Source organism: Nocardioides terrigena, from assembly GCF_003047265.1.
Classification (GTDB): domain Bacteria; phylum Actinomycetota; class Actinomycetes; order Propionibacteriales; family Nocardioidaceae; genus Nocardioides; species Nocardioides terrigena.
Genome location: NZ_PZYY01000005.1, coordinates 56096 through 74120 on the forward strand (window position 1 = coordinate 56096; position 18025 = coordinate 74120).

Below are 18025 nucleotides of genomic sequence, written 5' to 3' on the forward strand. Positions count from 1 at the left end.
CGTGACGAACGGACCCCGGTCGCGGCCGGTGAGGGGTCCGATCGTCACGGACTACCCCAGCAGGACCGGGGGCAGCGGCAGCACCGCACCCGGGTTCATCAGCCCGGCGGGGTCGATCGCGTCCTTGACGGCCCGCATCAGCGCGACCTCGACGTCGCTCTTGTAGGCCGCGGCGGCGGCCGCCTTGGACTTCCCCAGGCCGTGCTCGGCGCTGATGCTCCCGGTGAGCTCGGCGACCGAGGCGTTGACGACGTCGGACAGGGCAGCGGCGTGGGTGAGGAACTCGTCCGACGTCAGGTGCTCGGGCCGCGACAGGTTGTAGTGCAGGTTGCCGTCGCCCACGTGGCCGTAGACGAAGAGCCGGGTGCCGGGCAGCTGCGCCTCGATGGCCGGGCCTGTCCGGGCGACGAAGTCGGCCAGCGCGGTGATCGGGACCGAGACGTCGTGCTTGACCGTCGGGCCGTGGACCTCCTGGGCCTCCGACACCCGCTCCCGCAGTGCCCACAGGCCGGAGCGCTGGGTGGGGGAGCCCGCGATCGCGGCGTCGAGGACCAGCCCGGCCTCGACCGCGTCGCCGAGGGCGGCCTCGAGCGGGGTGGCGACGTCGGCGCCGGTGGGCCCGGCGAGCTCGACCAGGCCGTACCACTCCGACGAGGTCGACAGCGGGTCCGTGAGCCCTGCCGCGACGACGAGGTCGCGCGCCGGGCGCGACACAAGCTCCCACGTGGTCAGTCGGTCGCCCCCGTGGTCGCGCAGCACCCCGAGGAGCTCGGCGGCGGCGGCCACGTCGCGCAGCGCGACCCACGCGGTCGCCCGCGACGGGGTCGCCGGCTGCAGCGTCAGCACCGCGGCGGTCACCACGCCGAGGGTGCCCTCGGCGCCGATGAAGAGCTGCTTGAGGTCGTAGCCGGTGTTGTCCTTGCGCAGCGACCGCAATCCGTCCCACACCCGCCCGTCGGGCAGCACGACCTCGAGCCCGAGCACCTGGCTGCGCATCATCCCGTAGCGCAGCACCGCGGTGCCGCCGGCGTTGGTGGAGATGTTGCCGCCGATGGTGCAGCTGCCCTGGGAGCCGAGCGTCAGCGGGAACAGGCGGTCCACGCCCGCGGCCGCGGCCTGCACGTCGGCCAGCACGCAGCCGGACTCGACGGTGATCGTCCCGCCCACCGCGTCGACCTCGCGCACGGCACGCATCCGGCCCAGCGAGAGCACGACCTGCGAGCCCGAGTCGTCGGGGACCGCCCCGCCGCTCATCCCGGTGTTGCCGCCCTGTGGCACCACCGCCACGCCCGCGGCGTGGGTGGCGGCCAGCACGGCGGCGACCTCGGCGGTGCTGCCGGGGCGTACGACGGCCAGCGGGCGTCCGCTGTAGGCGCCACGCCAGTCCGTGTCGTACGCCGCGAGGTCGGCCGGGTCGGTCAGCACGTGGGCGTCGCCCACGGCGGAGCGCAGCTCGGTCAGCAGGTCGACGAGCAGCGGGGTGGGGGCGTCGGTCATGGCTCTCCTGGGAGGTGTGGTGGGTCAGCCGAGCAGGACGGCGATGAGCAGGGCCACCGGCAACGATGCCAGTGTCGTCACGAGGATGGTCTCCCGCGCCACGTCCTCACCGGTCCGGTAGCGGGTCGCGTGGAGGAAGATGTTCTGCGCGGTCGGCAGGGCCGCGGTGATCACCACGCCGAGCAGCACCCGCCCGTCGAGGCCCAGCGCGGAGCCCACGGCCCAGGCGACGACCGGCATCACGCCCAGCTTGAGCACGGTCGCGACGAGCACCTCGCGGTTGTGGCCGGCCTTGCCGGGCCACGGGCTCAGTCGCAGCGCCGCGCCGTACGACAGGAGCATCGCCGGGATCGCGAGCCCGGCCAGCAGCTCGATGGGCGACGCCACGATCCGCGGCAGCTCCCACCCGGTCAGGGCGAGCACGACGCCGAGCAGCGCCGCAACGGTGAGCGGGTTGGTGGTGAGCCGCTTGACGACGGCCAGCGTCCCCGAGCCCCTCCCGGTCAGCCGGTCGAGCATGACGAGCGCGGCCGGCTGCACGACCAGCATCTGCACCAGCAGGGTGGGCACGACGACGGTCGTGTCGCCGACGACGAAGGCCGCGACGGCGATGCCGAGGTTGCCCGCGTTGACGTACGACGACGCCAGCGCGCCGATGAGCACCGAGCCGGTCCCGAGCCCGCGTCGCCACCGCGCCCACGCGGCGTACAGCAGGAAGCAGGTGGCCAGGGAGGCCGCCGACGCGGCGAGGTTGGCGACCGCGCCGCCGATCTCGACCTCGCTGATCACCACGATCATCAGGGCGGGGGAGGCGACGAAGAACGCCACCTCGCCCAGGGTGCGCTGGGAGCGCGCGTCGAGCACGCCGGTGTGCGCGAGCGCGGCGCCGCAGGCGATCACCACGAGGATGGTGACGAAGCCGATCAGGAGGTCCACGAGTGCTCCTGGGTGCGGGGCCGGCGCATGGCGCGATGCCCAGGGGGCAATGGACGTCGGCGGACGGGCCCGGCGAGGATGGTGGGGTGACCCAGCCTCGAGTCGTCCGTGTCGGCCCCCTGATGCCCTTCCTGGAGGAGGCCCTCGTCCGCGAGTACGACGCCCCGTCGCTCGCCGACGTCGGCTCCGCGACCGCGGGGCTCGAGGTCGCCGTGGCCGGCGGTGGCACCCTGGTCGGCGCCGCGGAGATGGACGCCCTGCCCGACCTGCGCGCGGTGACCAACTTCGGCGTCGGCTACGACAACGTCGACGTCGAGGAGGCCACCCGCCGCGGGATCGTCGTCTCCAACACCCCCGACGTGCTGACCGACGCGGTGGCCGACCTCTCGGTCGCGCTGGTGCTGGACGTGATGCGCCAGGTCAGTGCCGCCGAGCGGTGGTTGCGCCGGGGCGAGTGGGCCTCGGGCGGCAGGTTCCCGCTCACCCGCGACGTCCGCGGTGCGACCGTCGGCATCCTCGGCCTCGGCCGGATCGGCCACGCGGTGGCCGAGCGGCTGGTGGCCTTCGGGGCGATCATCGCCTACCACTCGCGCAGCCCCAAGGACGTGTCGTGGGCCTACCACGACAGCCCGCTCGCGCTGGCCGCGGCGAGCGACGTGCTGGTGGTGCTGACCCCGGGCGGGGCCGGCACCGAGCACCTCGTCGACGCGGCGGTCCTCGACGCGCTGGGGCCGGAGGGCTACCTCGTCAACGTCGCCCGCGGCTCGGTGGTCGACGAGGACGCGCTGGTCGCCGCCCTCGAGGCCGACCGGATCGCCGGGGCCGGGCTCGACGTCTTCGCCGACGAGCCGCACGTTCCGGCCGCGCTGCTCGAGCGCGAGGACGTCGTGCTCCTGCCGCACGTCGGCAGCGCCACCGTGCAGACCCGCGAGGCGATGGCCCGCCTGGTGCTCGACAACGTCGCCGCGTTCGTCGGGAAGGGCGAGCTCGTCACGCCCGTCGGCTGACCTCACGCGCGCGGTCCCGTGCGCGTGAGGTCCAGGGCCACGTGCCCGGGGTGGAGGTCCGCGACCGTCGCGGCGCCCAGCAGCGACATGGTGTGCGCGAGCTCGTCGACCAGGAAGCCCAGCGCGGTGTCCACTCCGCGTCGTCCGCCGACCATCAGCCCGTAGAGGTAGGCGCGCCCGACCATCACCGCGCTGGCGCCGAGCGCCACGGCCGCCGCGACGTCCGAGCCGGTGCGGATACCGGAGTCGACCATCACCTCGGCCCGGTCGCCGACCGCGGCGACGACGTGGGGGAGCAGCTCGAGCGGCACCGGCGCGCGGTCGAGCTGGCGTCCACCGTGGTTGGAGAGCACCACCGCGTCGGCGCCCGCGTCCACCGCGGCGGCCGCGTCGGCGACCGACAGCACGCCCTTGACCACGACCGGCCCCGACCACCGGTCCTTGAGCCAGGTGATGTCGGCCGGTCGCAGCGCCTGCTCGCGCAGGGTGTTGGACATCCCCCAGCGCGCGTAGTGCGAGTCCTCGGGGAACGTCGCGAACCGCAGCGGCTCGGTCGTCAGGATGTCACCCACCCACCGCGGCCGCCGTGCCATGTCGGCGAAGGTCCGCAGCGTCAGCGCCGGCGGGATCGAGAAGCCGTTGCGCCGGTCCTGCCACTTGGCGCCGGACAGGGCGGTGTCCACGGTCAGCACCAGCGCGTCGTACCCGTGCTCGCGGGCCTGGCGGACGTGCTCAAGGCTCACGTCGCGGTCCTTCATCAGGTAGAGCTGGAACCAGTTCCGCCCGCCCGGGGCCGCCCGCGCGAGGTCCGGGATCGAGGTCGTGGCGTACGTCGAGAGCGTGTACGGCAGCCCGGCGGCCTCGGCCGACGCGGCCACCGCGCACTCCCCGGAGTGGTGCGAGAGCCGGGTGTAGCCGGTCGGCGCCAGGACGATCGGCGCGCTCGCCGGCCGCCCCAGGATCGTCGTCGAGGTGTCCGGCTCGCCCACGGCCTCGAACGTCGAGGGCCGCAGCTCGAGGGCGTCGTACGCCGCACGGTTGCGGTGCATCGTGCGCTCGGTCTCGGCGCCGGTCTCGACGTAGTCCAGCACCGCCCGCGGCACCCGGCGGCGGGCCTCACGGGCCAGGTCGTCGACGCACACGCAGCGCGCGAGGCGGCGTACGACGGGGTCCGCGGACCAGGGCCGGGTCACGAGGAAGGGGGCCACGTCGGCCCACCGGGGGACCCGCCTGACGGTCGTCATCTCTGGACAGCACCTCACTCATCGGATAAGTTCTCAACTCATCATACAAGTTGGCCCTCCCCGAAGGAACCCCGATGTCCGACTCCATCCGCAGCCTCACGCTGTCCCACGTCGTCCTGCCGATCGCCAACCCGGTGAGCGATGCCAAGGTGCTCACCGGCAAGCAGAAGCCGCTCACCGAGACGGTGCTCCTCTTCGTCGAGGTCACCACCGAGCAGGGCCTCACCGGTATGGGGTTCTCCTACTCCAAGCGCGCGGGCGGCAAGGCGCAGTTCGCCCACCTCAAGGAGGTCGCCGAGGTCGCGATCGGGCAGGACCCGAGTGACATCGCCAAGATCTACGAGTCGCTGATGTGGGCCGGCGCCTCGGTCGGCCGCTCCGGGGTCGCGACCCAGGCCGTGGCCGCGCTCGACGTCGCTCTGTGGGACCTCAAGGCCCGCCGCGCCGACCTGCCCCTGGCCAAGCTGCTCGGCGCGCACCGCGACTCGTGCCGCGTCTACAACACCTCCGGCGGCTTCCTGCAGGCGTCGCTGTCGGAGATGAAGGAGAAGGCGACCGCGTCCCTCGAGGCCGGCATCGCGGGCATCAAGATCAAGGTCGGTCAGCCCGACTGGCGCCTCGACCTCGAGCGGGTCGCCGCGATGCGCGAGCACCTCGGCGACGGGCCGTTCATGGTCGACGCCAACCAGCAGTGGGACCGCGCCCGCGCGCGCCGGATGTGCCGCGAGCTCGAGCAGCACGACCTCATCTGGATCGAGGAGCCCCTCGACGCGTGGGACGCCGTCGGCCACGCGGACCTGTCGCAGGAGTTCGACACCCCGATCGCGACCGGCGAGATGCTGACGTCGGTGGCCGAGCACATGGCGCTGCTCGACGCCGGCTACCGCGGCATCGTCCAGCCGGACGCCCCGCGCATCGGCGGCATCACCCCGTTCCTCGAGTTCGCGACGATCGCGGCCCACCGCGGGCTCGCGCTCGCCCCGCACTACGCGATGGAGATCCACCTGCACCTCGCCGCGGCGTACCCCACCGACCCGTGGGTGGAGCACTTCGAGTGGCTCGACCCGCTGTTCGACGAGTCCGTCGAGATCCGCGACGGGCAGATCTTCGTCCCGCAGCGCCCGGGCCTCGGCTTCACGCTGTCGGAGCAGATGCGCGCCCACACCGAGGACACGGTCACGTTCGGGGCCTGACGGCTCCCGGCGTCGCGACGGGGAGGCATGATGCCGCCCATGAGGACCCGCCCGCAGCACGTCGTCGCCGGGCTCAAGGACAAGATCCTGCGCGGCGACCTCGCCCCCGGCGCCAAGCTGCCGTCCGAGGCCGAGCTGATCGAGGAGTACGCCGTCTCCCGCACCGTCGTGCGGGAGGCGGTGTCGCGCCTGCAGGCCGAGGGGCTCGTCGAGACCTTCCAGGGCCGCGGCTCGTTCGTGCTCGCCGTGCCCGAGCCCTCGTCGTTCACCCTCGAGACGTCGGCGATCCGCAGCCACCACGACGTGCTGGCGATGGTCGACTTCCGGATCGGGGTCGAGACCGAGGCCGCCGGGCTCGCGGCGTCCCGGGTCACGCCGGACTCCTCGGCGTCGATCACGGCCGCCCACGAGTCGTTCACGGCGGCCGGCCACGAGGGGGCGGTCGAGGCGGACTTCGCCTTCCACCGGGCGATCGCGGCGGCCACCGACAACCGCTTCTACGTCGACCTGCTCGACTCGCTCGGCCCGATGATGATCATGCTGCCGCGCACCCGCCTCGGCGACGAGTACACGATGACCGACTCCACGCACGTCGAGCGGGTCCAGCGCGAGCACGACAACGTCGCCGCCGCGATCCTGGCCGGCGACGCCGACACCGCCCGCGCGGCCATGCGCCTGCACCTGGGCAACACCCGCCGGCGCCTCACCGGCTGACCGGTCACCAGCGCGAGGTGTTGACCTCGAAGTCCGGCTGGATGGTGCGCATGTAGACGGTGTCCTCACGACGTCGTACGCCGCACTCGAGGTACTGCTCGTGCAGCAGCCCGAGCATGTCCCGGTCGAGCTCGACCCCGAGGCCGGGACCCGTGGGCACCGACAGGGCTCCGTCCACGAAGGACAGCACGCCCGGCTTGATGAGGTCCTGGGTCTTCCACGGGTAGTGGGTGTCGCACGCGTAGGTCAGCGTCGGCGACGCGGCGGCCAGGTGGGTCATCGCGGCGAGCGAGACGCCGAGGTGCGAGTTGCTGTGCATCGACAGCCCCAGGCCCCAGGTCTCGGTGATCCCGGCCAGCAGCTGCGAGCGGCGCAGGCCGCCCCAGAGGTGGTGGTCGGAGAGCACGATCTGCACGGCGTCGGCCGCGATCGCCGGCGGCAGGTGCTCCATCGCGATGACGCACATGTTGGTCGCGAGGGGCACGTCGGTGCGTGCCGAGACCGCGGCCATCCCGTCGATGCCGGGCGTCGGGTCCTCGAGGTACTCCACGACATCGGACAGCCGCGAGGCCACGGCGACCGACGTGTCGACCGTCCATGCGCCGTTGGGGTCGAGCCGGAGCGGCAGGTCGGGGAAGGCGTCGCGCAGCGCCTCGATCGCGTCGCACTCCTCCGACGGCGGCAGCACGCCGCCCTTCAGCTTGAGGGAGCCGAAGCCCCAGCCGTCCACCATCCGGTGCGCCTGCGCGACGAGCTGGTCGGGCGTCAGCGCCTCGCCCCACTCGTCGTCGGGGAGGCCCGGGTGGCCGGCCCACTTGTAGAAGAGGTAGCCGCTGAACGGCACCGAGTCGCGGACCCGACCGCCGAGGACCTCGCTCACCGGGCGCCCCGTCTCGTGGCCCTGGAGGTCGATGCACGCGACCTCGAAGGGGGAGTGGACGGTGTCGACGGCGGACTTCACGTCGAGCATCCCGCCGAAGCTCGCGCCCGCACCGCCGGTCTCCCGGCCGAGGACGTCGACGACCACGCGGCGTACGGCGGCGAGGTCGAACGGGTCGATGCCGCCCAGGGACGAGGCGACGGCAGAGAGGCGGGCGAGGTGGGCCTCGTCGGCGTACGTCTCGCCGAGCCCGACCAGGCCGGAGTCGGTGTGCACCTCGACGATCGCGCGCAGCGCCCATGGCTGGTGCACGCCGACGACGTTGAGCAGCGGCGGGTCGGCGAACGCGACCGGGGTGACGACGACCCGCGAGATCCTCGAGCGGCTCATCGGGCGGGCTTGACGGCCAGCACCGGCGCGTCGAGCTCGAGCAGCAGCCGCTGCGCGTCGCTGCCCATCACCAGCTTGCCGACCGGCGAGCGGCGGCGCAGGCCGATCACGACCAGGCGGGCGCCGGTGCGCTCGACGGCGGTCGAGAAGGCGTCGACGATGTCGGCGCCGTGGTCGGCGTGGTCGACCGACGCGGTGACGCCGAGCGCGGCCGCGGCGGCGACGATGCGGGCCTCGTCGTCCGGGCCGACGAGCCGGGCGTCGACGGTGCTGCCGCGGCGCGGGCTGTTGAGGACCACGGCGTCCTCGCCGTGGGCGGCCGCCTCGGCGAGCCCGGCCTCGAGGGCCGCCTCGCCGACGGGGGTGGGCACGTAGCCGATGAGGACGGTCATCGCACGCCTGCTTCCTGGTCGTGGTGCTCGCTGGGGTTGCTGGGATCGCTGGGGGTGTTCGAGGAGGACCGGCGACGCAGCACCAGCTGGATGACGGGCAGCGCGATCACCATGACGATGAAGACGATGATCACCCCGGAGATGGGCCGGGTGACGAAGCCGGTCGGGTCGCCCTCGAAGAGCAGCATCGAGCGGCGGAAGCTCGACTCCACGAGCGACCCGAGCACGAAGGCCAGCACCATCGGACCGGGCTCGAAGCCGGTCTTCTTCATGAGGTAGCCGACGATGCCGAAGGCGATCATCACGAAGATGTCGAAGACCGAGTTGTTGATCGTGTAGACGCCCAGGATCGTGATGAGGGCGGTGATCGGGGCCAGGATCGCCGGCCGCACCCGCAGGATCTTCACGAAGATGCCGACCAGCGGGATGCTCAGGGCGAGCAGGATCAGGTTGCCGATGTACATCGAGTTGACGACGCCCCAGAACAGGTCCGGGCGCTCGTCGATCAGCTGCGGGCCGGGCGCGACGCCGACGACCAGCAGCGCGGCGTACAGCATCGCCATGGAGGCGTTGGCCGGGATGCCGATGGTGAGCAGCGGGATGAACGACGACGTGGCGGCGGCGTTGTTGGCCGACTCCGGGCCGGCGACGCCCTCGATCGCGCCGCGGCCGAAGCGGGAGGGGTCCTTGGCGACCTTCTTCTCCGCGGCGTACGCCGCCAGCGAGGCCATCACGGCGCCGCCGCCGGGCAGCACGCCGAGGAAGAAGCCGATGACCGAGCCGCGGGCGATGGCCGGCGACGACTGCTTGAGGTCCTTGCGGGAGGGCCAGATGTTGGCGATCGCGGCGGGCACGTGCGGCTTGCCGTGGCGCTCCTCGAGGTTGTAGAGGATCTCGCCGACGCCGAACAGGCCCATGGCGACCACGACGAAGTCGATGCCGCTCTGGAGCTCGAGCGTGTTGAACGTGAACCGGTCGGCCGAGCTGAAGCTGTCGCTGCCGACGGTGGCCAGCAGCAGGCCGATCGCCGCGGCGACCAGCGCCTTGACGGTGTTGCCGTTGCCGACGGTGGCCACGAGCAGGACGCCGAGCAGTGCGAGTGCGGCGTACTCCGGAGGTCCGAAATCGAGGGCGTAGCTCGCGACGATCGGGCCGAGCAGCGTCAGGCCGATGATGGAGACGGTGGCGCCGACGAAGGAGCCGATGGCGGCGATGCCGAGGGCCGTGCCGGCCTTGCCCTGCTTGGCCAGGGCGAAGCCGTCGAAGACGGTGACCACCGAGCTGGCCTCGCCGGGGATGCGCAGCAGGACCGAGGTGATCGTGCCGCCGTACTGGGCGCCGTAGTAGATGCCGGCGAGCATGATGATGGCCGCGACCTGGTTGCCGTCGGAGGCGGCGCCGTAGGCGATCGGCAGCAGGATGGCCATCGTGGCGGCGGGGCCGAGGCCCGGCAGCACGCCGATGAGCATGCCGATCAGGACGCCGATCAGGCAGTACATGAGGTTGGTCGGCTGGGTCACGACCGCGAAGCCGTCGATGAAGGCGTTGAAGTCCATCAGGGTCTCCTCTCGTCGCTCAGAAGGCGATCAGGTGGGGCAGCGGGATCTTGAGGCCGTAGAGGAACAGCACGTAGAACACCGCGGTCGTGGCGACCGAGATGACGATCGTGCTGCGCCAGGTCTCGCCGCCGAGGAACCGCAGCCACACGATGCCGAGCAGGATCGCCGGGATCTCGAAGCCGAGGGTCGGGAGGAGCAGGCCGAGGCCGACGAACGTCGCGGCGCCGACCAGGACGAGCAGGCTGGACCGGGTGAACTTCTCCGCGTCGTCGAGGGTGCGGCCGACGACCAACAGCACCACCGCGAGGACCATGATGAGCACCGAGACCGCGAAGGGCCACAGCCCCGGGCCGGGCCGCCGCAGCGACCCGAGCCCGTAGCCGTGGGCGAGGTACGCCGCACCCGCACCGAGGACGAGGACCACGAGCGCCGGGATCACCTGGTACGCCGGGCCGCCGGCGGGCGGTCGCTCCTCGGCGAGGTCGCGGGCGACCTCCGCCTGGAGCTCGGCCAGGATGTCCGGCTCGTCGGCCGTCCGCGTCTCGCGCTCGCTCATGGTCATCTCGTCTCGTCGGTTCCGGGTGCGGCGGGTGGAGCGTGCGTCAGCTGGCGTCGCCCAGGTCGATGCCGTACTCCTCGACCAGGTCGGCGTACCGCTGGGTGTCCTCCTCGAGCTGCGCGACGACCTCGTCACCCGAGATCTCCATCGGGGTGAGGTTGTTCTGCTCGTTGAAGGCCTGGTACTCCTCGGTCTCGAACGTCGCCTGCATGGCCTCCGCGATGGCGTCCTGGACGTCCTGCGGGGTGCCCTTCGGCACGGTCATGAAACGGTACTGCGCCACCTCGACGTCGAGGCCCGACTCCTGCGCCGTGGGCACGTCGGGGAGGAACTCGACGCGCTCGGGGCCGAAGACGGTGATCGGGGTGATCTTGCCGGCCTCGATGTTCTCGATGGCCTCGCCGACCTGCAGGCAGGCGGTGTCGACCTGGTCGCCGAGGAGGGCGGTCAGGGCGGGGGCGCCGCCGTCGAAGGGGATCGCCTCGGCGGGGGTCTCGTTGACGTTGAAGGTCAGCGCGCAGGCGAGCTGGGCGCCGGTGCCGACACCGGTGGTGCCGTAGGTGATCTTCTTGTCGGCGCCCGCGAAGTCGTCGATCGAGGTGAAGCCCGAGCCCTTGCTGGCGACGAGGACGTAGTCGTCGCGGGACACGCCCTGCACGACGTCGAAGTCGTCGATGCTGGTGACCTCGTCCTCGCCGACCGCGAGCGGGGTGATCGCAAAGAGCGATGCATTCTGCACCGAGATCATCGAGCCGTCGGGCTCGGCCTGGGCGACCTCGGCCGCGGCGAGCGCGCCGTTGGCGCCCTCGCGGTTGATGACCGGGAACGAGCCGCCGAGCTCCGCGGAGAGGCCCTGCGAGACCTGGCGGCTGATGAGGTCGGAGGAGCCGCCGGCGGAGGCGCCGACCGGCATCTCGACGGCACCCGACGGGTACTCGCCGGAGTCGCTGCCGCCGCCCGCGGTGTTCTGGACGCCGCCGCAGGCGGTGAGGGCCACGACGGCGAAGGTGGCGACCGCTCCGAGGCTGAGGTGCTTGCGCATGCTGTGCTCCTTGGAATGTGATGTGACCGCCGACACTAGGTACCCGCGTCGATGCGCGTCCAAGCCCGATTCGGCATGGAATGATATGCGGCGCGCATCGTCGACTAGGCTCGGCCCCGTGATCACCCTCGACCAGGTGCGGTCCTTCGTGGCCGTCGCCGAGGAGCTGCACTTCGGCCGGGCCGCCGAGCGGCTCCAGATGACCCAGCCCCCGTTGTCGCGCCAGATCCAGAAGCTGGAGAAGTCCGTGGGCGCCCAGCTGCTCGAGCGCGACAACCGGCGCGTCGAGCTGACCGGCGCCGGGGCGGCCTTCCTCGACGAGGCCTACCGGCTGCTCAACCTCGTGGAGGGCGCGGGCGACCTCGCCCGGCGCGTGGACGCGGGCGCGGCCGGCGTCGTACGCCTGGGCTTCACCGCGGTCTCCGCCATCTCCATCCTCGGCCCGTTGCTGCGCCGGCTCACCGCCGCGCTGCCCGACGTCGAGGTGCTGCTGTCCGAGCGGGTCACCCAGGCCCAGGTCGACGGCATCCGGCGCGGCGAGCTCGACATCGGGCTCGCGCGCCCGCCCTTCGACACCTCCCTGCTCTCGTCCAAGGTCGTCCTGCGCGAGCCGCTGATGGCCGTCGTGCCCACCGACCACCCCCTGGCCGCGCTCGACCGTCCGCTGAGGCCGCAGGACTTCGACGGCCAGCCGGTGATCGGCTACCACCCCCAGCAGTCGCGCTACTTCCACGAGCTGTCGGTGCGCTTCCTCGCCAACGCGCACCCGCGCATCGAGCAGCGCGTGCACCAGGTGCTGACCGCGATGCTGCTCGTCGCCGCCGACCGCGGCCTCGCACTCGCCCCCGCCTCCGCGACGTCGCTCCAGGTCGAGGGCGTGGTCTTCAAGGACCTCGCCCACGGCGGCGGCGACACCCGGCTCGACGCCGACCCCGACCGCCCGGTCGAGCTGTACGCCGTGTGGTCGCGCGAGGCTGTCACCCCGGTCGTACGCCGCGTGCTCGACGTGGTCACCCAGGTCGCGGGCTAGCAGCCCTCGCGGCTCCGCTCAGTCCAGGAACCAGGACATCAGCGCCCGCCCGAACGGCGAGAACAGCCAGCCGATCGTGCCGATCGCGACCGCCGCGGCCACCAGGGCCGGCGCGGTCCGGCGCAGGTCGCCCGCCGCGATGCCCTGTCGGGTGCGGACCACGGCCCAGGCGAGCGTCGCCAGGGCGAGGGCCGGACCGAGGAGGAACGTGGCCATCCCGGCCAGGCGGAACGACGCCCACCCGCCCTGCGCGTGCGGCCACAGGTCCTTGGGGTCGTGGTAGCCCATCGCCACCTCCTCGAGCGGAAAGCTGTCGAGGTCGTTGACGTAGTAGGGGAGGACGAGGAAGACGGCGTAGGACCCGGCGCACGCGAGGGCGACGAGCAGCGGCGGCCAACCACCGCGCCACCAGTGCCGCCACCGGGCGTGCCGCAGGACCGGAGCGACGGACACGTCGATCGGGAAGGGGGCGGCAGGTGTCGTCACGCTACGGATGCTGGCGGCTGCGGGGTCACCGCCGGTGGCGTCGGCGGCGCGAATCCCCACAACGGATGAAGCCTGCGGACGAGATGGACCGTCAGGCCGTGATCGCGTCCCCGACCAGCCGGCTGCTGAGCAGCCGGTCGCGCAGCGCGGCCAGCTCGCCGACCGCGTCCAGGAATCGGGTGGTGCTGTCGCCGACCTGGAGGTCGTCGAAGTAGAAGTGCCGCATCGCCAGCCGGGCCAGGTGGTGCTCGTCGTGGTCGAGCCGCGAGGCCAGCAGGTCGGCCAGCCCGGCGACGGTGGACTCGTCGACGACGTCGGCGCACCGGCTCACCGGGACGTCCTGGCGGAAGCGGTCGACGTCCTGGTGCCGGTCGGTGATGAGGATCGGCGCCTCGGTGCGCAGGTAGAGCCAGTCGAGGCCGACCGACGACACGTCGGTCACCATCGCGTCGCAGTCGGGCATGACGGCCAGGATGTCGCCGCGCAGGACGGACGTGTGCCCCGCCTCGGGCTCGCGGGCGGTGGCCGCCGCGACCATCTGCAGGATCGCCAGGTGCGCCTCCTGCACGGCGGGCGTGAGGCTGGTCGTCACCTTGGGGTGCGGCTTGTAGACGAGGCGCACGTCGGGCACCGCGAGGATCGCGCGCACGATGCGGGTGCCGATGGTGTCGAGCGACGTGTAGTCGTTGTAGTCGGCGTCGCCCTCCCAGGTGGGCGCGTAGAGGACCGTACGACGCGTGGTCGGCGCGAGCAGCGATGCGGGCCGGAGGTCGAGCTGCGGCCGGCCGACGCGCACCAGGCGGCGGGTGTCGAACTCGAGCAGCCCCTCGATGTGCCGCTGCACGGCGGCCTCGCCGGCGACGAAGACGCGGTCGTAGGCCTTGGCGTTGTTGCTCGCCATGGACTGCTTGTCGCTCTCCCCGTGGTTGATGTGCGCGTGCAGCATCCGCCCGTCGATGAGCGACTGGAAGTTGAGCATCGAGTTGTTGCAGTAGAGCGCGACCTTGGCGTCGAGCGCGTCGTACAGCTCGGTCAGCTCGGGGAACGACGGCGCCGTGAAGATCGGGAGGTCCGTGCGCTCGCCCAGCAGCGTCGCGACGTCGGGGTCGCGGACCACGATCCCCACCGGGTGGTGGGCGTGCAGGGTCTCGAGGACCTCCAGCCACTGGATCAGCTGGTAGCTCCGCGTGGGGTCGTCGGCGTAGTACGCGATGACATGGACGTCGTTCACGTACAGATTCTAGGCGTCACGCCCAGCGCCGGAGGCCGTTTCGCCCCCGGCGGACGGGCGGGACGCGCCGGGACTGCGGGCGGGACGCCCCGGGTCGACGGGCAGGGCGGCCGAGGTCCTACGGTGTCATGGACGTCTTGACGCGTTCCAGGGCCTCGCGCCCACGTCCTCACTATGCTGTGGCGTCGACGGTCAACGGTGTCGAGGGGATCGACACAGGGATGGGAGACGGTGTGGTGCAGTCCCGGGAGCGCGGCGTGGAGGCCGTGGACTCGTGGTCCGACGCCCCGACCCGTGCCTCCCTCCAGGTCCTCGCCGAGGGGGCGGCCACGCTCGCCGGCTTCGCCCAGTCGGCCATCAGCGTGCGCCGCGGCGACCACCTCGAGGTGGTGGCGACCTCCGGTCCCGAGCTGGCCGACCTGGTGGGCACCTGGCTCCCGGTGGAGGTCCTGGAGAAGGAGCTCGCCAAGTCCGACGACTGGGGAGACCTGCGGTTCGTGCCGCACGAGCGGGTCGGTGACGAGGTCCTCGAGTACAGCCACGTCCCGGACCTCGACCCCGTCGCCGGCCCCGACGGCTGGCACCCGCTCGACCTGCTCGCCGCCCCGTTGTACGACGACGCAGGCGAGCTGCGCGGGCTTCTCACCGTCGACGCGCCCGTGGACGGCCTGCGTCCGGGGCCCCACCAGCGAGAGGTGCTGGCGAGGTACGCCGGCGTCGCCCGCAGCTCGGTCCTCCTCGCCCTCGAGCGCGAGGTGCTCTCCGAGCGCGTGCGGATGGCCACCGAGGCGCGCGAGATGGTGCGCCGTGCGATGGGGGAGCCCTCCCTGGAGCGGGTGATCGTGGCCTGCCGCGCGGCGGTCGTCTCGTCCTTCGACGCAGTTGGCATGTGGCTGTCGGCCTTCGAGTCGGACGGCACCACGTCGAGCACCTGGTTCGCCGAGGGCGGCCAGGGACGACCTGTGCTGGACGAGCTCGACGAGGTGCTGGTCCGGCTGGCCCACCGCTACTGGGCCGACCAGTACGTCGCCCACTTCTCCGCCAGCCGCGCCGACCACCCGGGGCTCGAGCCCGAGGAGGCCGCGCAGATGCTCGACTTCCTCGACAGCATCCACATCGGCTCGATCCTCTTCGTCCCCCTGGGGGCCGGCCTCGAGTGCCTCGGCTTCCTCGCCCTCTCCCGGGTCTCGGACAACCAGGCGTGGACCGAGGTGGAGTACGACGCCGCGCTCGACATCGGTCGCGACCTCGGGCGGGCCGTCGCCAACGCCCGGCAGCGGGACGCCGAGCGCGCGCTCGTCACCCGGCTGCGCGACCTCGACGGCTATCGCAGCGAGCTGGTCAGCACCGTGGCCCACGAGCTGCGCAACCCGCTCAGCTCCGTGGTCGGCAACCTCGAGCTGCTCGAGGACGAGACCCTCACCGACCACGGCCGCCGCTCGGTCGAGTCGGCGATCCGGGGTGCCGGTCGCATCGAGGGCGTGATCGACGACCTCCTCACCGTGGCCCACGTGTCCGACCCCGACGCGGCCTTCGACCCGGTGCCGGTCGACCTGCGCCAGGTCGTGCTCGACGTCGAGGACGAGTGCGCCCACGCCGCCGCGAGCCGGTCCATCACCCTCACCCGGTCCCTCCCGACCGGCAGCCTGCTCGTGCCGGGTCGCCCCGACGAGCTGCACCGGATGCTGGCCAACCTGGTGAGCAACGCGCTCAAGTATTCCGAGGACGGCAGCTCCGTCGCGATCGGCCTTGCGGTCAAGGGTGCAGCCGGCGAGGGGGAGGGCGACGAGGCGCGGGTCGCCCTGAGCGTCGTCGACCACGGACTGGGCATCTCGGAGGAGGACCAGGCCGGCCTGTTCCGTGAGTTCTTCCGCTCCCGCAACCCCGAGGCCCTGTCCCGACCGGGCAGCGGGCTCGGCCTGGTCATCGTGGACCGGATCGTCCGCCGCCACGGCGGTCGGATCGACGTCCACTCCGCGCTCGGCGCCGGCACCACCATGACGGTCACCCTCCCGGCCGGCTGATCGCCGTGGCCGGGAACCCCGCTCACGATCGGGGAACATCGTCCCGCGAGGAGCGGGTCGAACTTCCCCGATCTTTCCCGCCGACACCTGGGACCTGAGTCACCCAGCGACGCAGCTCGCACGGGTCGGCCGCGCCTCCTCAGCCCACCCCGGCGTACCCCTCGCGGTAGCTCGGCCACGAGGGCACCCACCCGGTCGCGCGCAGCCGCGCGTTGGAGAGCCGCTTGCCGTGCCCCTGCTCGGGGTCGGCGGAGGGTGGGGCGGGAGCGCCGAGCCGCTCGGCGAGGTACGCCGCGACGTCACCCAGCTGCGCGGGCTCGTCGTCCGTCCCGAGGTAGAGCCGCTCCGGTGCCTCGGGACGGGTCAGCAGGTGCACGACCGCGTCGGCGGCGTCCTCGCGGTGGATGCGGTTGGTCCAGCGGTGCGGGTCGGTGACCCGCCCCTCGCGGACCGTGTCGAGCAGCCGGGTGCTGGAGCCGCCGTACAGGCCCGACAGCCGCAGCACCGTCCCCGTGGGCAGCCGCTCGAGGAAGAGCTCCTCGGCCGCGAGCAGCATCCGGCCCGGTCCGTCCGCCGGTCGCGGGGGAGTCGTCTCGTCGTCGAGGGGAGGCCGGTCGTGGCTGCCGTGCACGGCGGTCGAGGAGACCAGCACGGCCCGCTCCGGCGGCGTGCCGGTCGCGGCCAGTGCGTCGAGCGCGCGCCGCATGCCGTCGACGTACGTCGCCCGGTAGGACTCCTCGGTCCGCGGGCGGGCGGTGAGTGCGACGACGGCGTACCGCGCCTCGAGGTCCGGCAGGGCGGGGACCTCGCGCGTCAGGTCGACGGACAGCCCGCGCAGCGGGGGCGGGACCAGCGTCGCGGTGCGGCGCAGGGCCAGCACGTCGTGCCCGCGGTCGGCGAGCCGCAGGCCGACCGCCGCGCCCAGGTCTCCGCAGCCGACGAGCAGCACGTCCGAGGTCACGGCGGCACGCTACGCCTACGCTGCGGGGATGGAGCGCACCACGTTCACGGCCGCCACGGGGACAGGGGACCTGACGGGATGGGTCGCGGGTGACGGACCGCCCGTCCTGGCCGTCCACGGTGGGCCGGGACTGGGTCATGAGTACCTCGACGGACTGGTCGAGGAGCTCGCGTCCCGCTACCGGGTCGCGACCTTCCAGCAGCGGGGTCTGCCCCCCTCGACGGAGCAGGGGGACTTCACCGTCGCCGAAGCCGTGACCGACCTCGTGGCCGTCCTCGACCACCTGGGCTGGGCGACGGCGTACCTGATGGGCCACTCGTGGGGAGGCCACCTGGCGTTCCACGCGGCGGCGGCGATCCCGGGCCGGCTCGACGGGGCCCTCGCCGTCGACCCGCTCGGCGCGGTCGGTGACGGTGGTGCGGCCGATTTCGGCGCGACCCTCCGGGCGCGCGTCCCCGAGGACGTCCGGGCACGTCTGGACGAGCTCGACGAGAAGGAGTCCGCCGGCGCGCTGACCCTCGAGGACGACCTCGAGGCCCTGGGCATCCTCTGGCCGTCGTACTTCGCCGACGCGCAGGCGGCGCCGCCCATGCCCGCTGTCCGGATGAGCATGGCCGCCGGTGACGGACTGTGGGCCGACCTCGTCTCCCGGCTCCAGGTGCTCGAGGCATCCCTGTCCTCGATCACCGTCCCGGTGGGAGTGCTCGTGGGCGAGCGCAGCCCGATGCCGCCGAGCGCCGGCACCGGGACCGCCGCGCGCATCCCCGGCGCCTGGTCCCACGTGGAGCCGGGGGTCGGCCACTTCGTGTGGATCGAGTCGCCCGGGTGCGTGCTGGTGGCCATGGACCGTCTCGTCGCGGGCCGCGGCTAGCCCGACTGC

17 protein-coding genes are annotated in these 18025 nt (G+C 72.8%); 6 read left to right on the forward strand and 11 right to left on the reverse strand.

Going from position 1 to position 18025, the window contains the following annotated elements:
* Positions 1–51 precede the first annotated feature (51 nt).
* Both DAE25_RS11860 and DAE25_RS11865 read right to left on the reverse strand, forming a co-directional pair.
* The gene (locus DAE25_RS11860) at positions 52–1497 is read right to left on the reverse strand and encodes an FAD-binding oxidoreductase (protein ID WP_107766421.1); all 1446 of its coding nucleotides are present in this window, start codon (positions 1495–1497) and stop codon (positions 52–54) included.
* A 24-nt stretch (positions 1498–1521) separates the two neighbouring features.
* Positions 1522–2433, reverse strand: a complete 912-nt coding sequence (locus tag DAE25_RS11865; protein ID WP_107766422.1) for an AEC family transporter — start codon at positions 2431–2433, stop codon at positions 1522–1524.
* Positions 2434–2519: 86 nt separating this feature from the next.
* Here DAE25_RS11865 and DAE25_RS11870 point away from each other — a divergent pair, with 86 nt between their 5' ends.
* Positions 2520–3440 carry a 2-hydroxyacid dehydrogenase gene (locus tag DAE25_RS11870; RefSeq protein WP_234411007.1) on the forward strand — a complete coding sequence of 307 codons (921 nt, stop codon included), beginning with the start codon at positions 2520–2522 and terminating at the stop codon, positions 3438–3440.
* 2 nt (positions 3441–3442) lie between these two features.
* On the opposite strand, the gene DAE25_RS11875 is transcribed toward DAE25_RS11870, so the two are convergent.
* Positions 3443–4684, reverse strand: a complete 1242-nt coding sequence (locus tag DAE25_RS11875) for an alpha-hydroxy acid oxidase (RefSeq protein ID WP_107766423.1) — start codon at positions 4682–4684, stop codon at positions 3443–3445.
* A 74-nt stretch (positions 4685–4758) separates the two neighbouring features.
* On the opposite strand from DAE25_RS11875, the gene DAE25_RS11880 reads away from it, so the two are divergent.
* Positions 4759–5877, forward strand: coding sequence for an L-talarate/galactarate dehydratase (locus DAE25_RS11880; RefSeq protein WP_107766424.1), 1119 nt, complete (start codon positions 4759–4761; stop codon positions 5875–5877).
* A 39-nt stretch (positions 5878–5916) separates the two neighbouring features.
* Positions 5917–6591, forward strand: coding sequence for a FadR/GntR family transcriptional regulator (locus tag DAE25_RS11885; RefSeq protein WP_107766425.1), 675 nt, complete (start codon positions 5917–5919; stop codon positions 6589–6591).
* Positions 6592–6595: 4 nt separating this feature from the next.
* Here DAE25_RS11885 and DAE25_RS11890 read toward each other — a convergent pair whose 3' ends face one another.
* From DAE25_RS11890 to DAE25_RS11910, 5 genes are read right to left on the reverse strand one after another with little or no spacing between them, the layout of a single operon-like run.
* Positions 6596–7861 (reverse strand): glucarate dehydratase family protein, encoded by a 1266-nt coding sequence (locus tag DAE25_RS11890; RefSeq protein ID WP_107766426.1) that lies wholly within the window; start codon positions 7859–7861, stop codon positions 6596–6598.
* Positions 7858–8253 (reverse strand): universal stress protein, encoded by a 396-nt coding sequence (locus tag DAE25_RS11895; RefSeq protein WP_107766427.1) that lies wholly within the window; start codon positions 8251–8253, stop codon positions 7858–7860. The genes DAE25_RS11890 and DAE25_RS11895 overlap by 4 nt, the downstream gene beginning before the upstream one ends.
* Positions 8250–9809 carry a tripartite tricarboxylate transporter permease gene (locus DAE25_RS11900; protein WP_107766428.1) on the reverse strand — a complete coding sequence of 520 codons (1560 nt, stop codon included), beginning with the start codon at positions 9807–9809 and terminating at the stop codon, positions 8250–8252. The genes DAE25_RS11895 and DAE25_RS11900 overlap by 4 nt, the downstream gene beginning before the upstream one ends.
* A 19-nt stretch (positions 9810–9828) precedes the next feature.
* Positions 9829–10368, reverse strand: a complete 540-nt coding sequence (locus DAE25_RS11905) for a tripartite tricarboxylate transporter TctB family protein (RefSeq protein ID WP_234411008.1) — start codon at positions 10366–10368, stop codon at positions 9829–9831.
* 46 nt (positions 10369–10414) lie between these two features.
* Complete coding sequence (locus DAE25_RS11910; RefSeq protein ID WP_107766430.1) at positions 10415–11413, reverse strand: Bug family tripartite tricarboxylate transporter substrate binding protein; 999 nt, start codon at positions 11411–11413, stop codon at positions 10415–10417.
* 118 nt (positions 11414–11531) lie between these two features.
* Here DAE25_RS11910 and DAE25_RS11915 point away from each other — a divergent pair, with 118 nt between their 5' ends.
* A complete protein-coding gene (locus DAE25_RS11915) occupies positions 11532–12443 on the forward strand; it encodes a LysR family transcriptional regulator (RefSeq protein WP_107766431.1) in 912 nt (303 codons plus the stop codon).
* A gap of 18 nt (positions 12444–12461) precedes the next feature.
* On the opposite strand, the gene DAE25_RS11920 is transcribed toward DAE25_RS11915, so the two are convergent.
* Positions 12462–12929 carry a hypothetical protein gene (locus DAE25_RS11920; RefSeq protein ID WP_159083695.1) on the reverse strand — a complete coding sequence of 156 codons (468 nt, stop codon included), beginning with the start codon at positions 12927–12929 and terminating at the stop codon, positions 12462–12464.
* 91 nt (positions 12930–13020) lie between these two features.
* Positions 13021–14160, reverse strand: coding sequence for a CDP-glycerol glycerophosphotransferase family protein (locus tag DAE25_RS11925; RefSeq protein ID WP_107766433.1), 1140 nt, complete (start codon positions 14158–14160; stop codon positions 13021–13023).
* Positions 14161–14381: 221 nt separating this feature from the next.
* Here DAE25_RS11925 and DAE25_RS11930 point away from each other — a divergent pair, with 221 nt between their 5' ends.
* Entirely contained in the window at positions 14382–16184 is a 1803-nt protein-coding gene (locus DAE25_RS11930; protein ID WP_159083696.1) for a sensor histidine kinase, read from the forward strand.
* Between the two features lie 139 nt (positions 16185–16323).
* Here the strand turns inward: DAE25_RS11930 and DAE25_RS11935 are convergent, their stop codons facing one another.
* Positions 16324–17145: an NAD-dependent epimerase/dehydratase family protein gene (locus DAE25_RS11935; RefSeq protein ID WP_199907565.1), complete on the reverse strand. Its 822-nt coding sequence runs from the start codon at positions 17143–17145 to the stop codon at positions 16324–16326.
* A gap of 28 nt (positions 17146–17173) precedes the next feature.
* Here DAE25_RS11935 and DAE25_RS11940 point away from each other — a divergent pair, with 28 nt between their 5' ends.
* Entirely contained in the window at positions 17174–18016 is an 843-nt protein-coding gene (locus DAE25_RS11940; RefSeq protein ID WP_107766435.1) for an alpha/beta fold hydrolase, read from the forward strand.
* Positions 18017–18025 lie beyond the last annotated feature (9 nt).

Coding starts and splice junctions, on each gene's coding strand:
- DAE25_RS11860 (WP_107766421.1), bottom strand. CDS start 1,497: ATGACCGACGCCCCCACCCCGCTGCTCGTCGACCTGCTGACCGAGCTG.
- DAE25_RS11875 (WP_107766423.1), bottom strand. CDS start 4,684: ATGACGACCGTCAGGCGGGTCCCCCGGTGGGCCGACGTGGCCCCCTTC.
- DAE25_RS11880 (WP_107766424.1), top strand. CDS start 4,759: ATGTCCGACTCCATCCGCAGCCTCACGCTGTCCCACGTCGTCCTGCCG.
- DAE25_RS11885 (WP_107766425.1), top strand. CDS start 5,917: ATGAGGACCCGCCCGCAGCACGTCGTCGCCGGGCTCAAGGACAAGATC.
- DAE25_RS11890 (WP_107766426.1), bottom strand. CDS start 7,861: ATGAGCCGCTCGAGGATCTCGCGGGTCGTCGTCACCCCGGTCGCGTTC.
- DAE25_RS11895 (WP_107766427.1), bottom strand. CDS start 8,253: ATGACCGTCCTCATCGGCTACGTGCCCACCCCCGTCGGCGAGGCGGCC.
- DAE25_RS11900 (WP_107766428.1), bottom strand. CDS start 9,809: ATGGACTTCAACGCCTTCATCGACGGCTTCGCGGTCGTGACCCAGCCG.
- DAE25_RS11905 (WP_234411008.1), bottom strand. CDS start 10,368: ATGAGCGAGCGCGAGACGCGGACGGCCGACGAGCCGGACATCCTGGCC.
- DAE25_RS11910 (WP_107766430.1), bottom strand. CDS start 11,413: ATGCGCAAGCACCTCAGCCTCGGAGCGGTCGCCACCTTCGCCGTCGTG.
- DAE25_RS11930 (WP_159083696.1), top strand. CDS start 14,382: ATGGGAGACGGTGTGGTGCAGTCCCGGGAGCGCGGCGTGGAGGCCGTG.
- DAE25_RS11940 (WP_107766435.1), top strand. CDS start 17,174: ATGGAGCGCACCACGTTCACGGCCGCCACGGGGACAGGGGACCTGACG.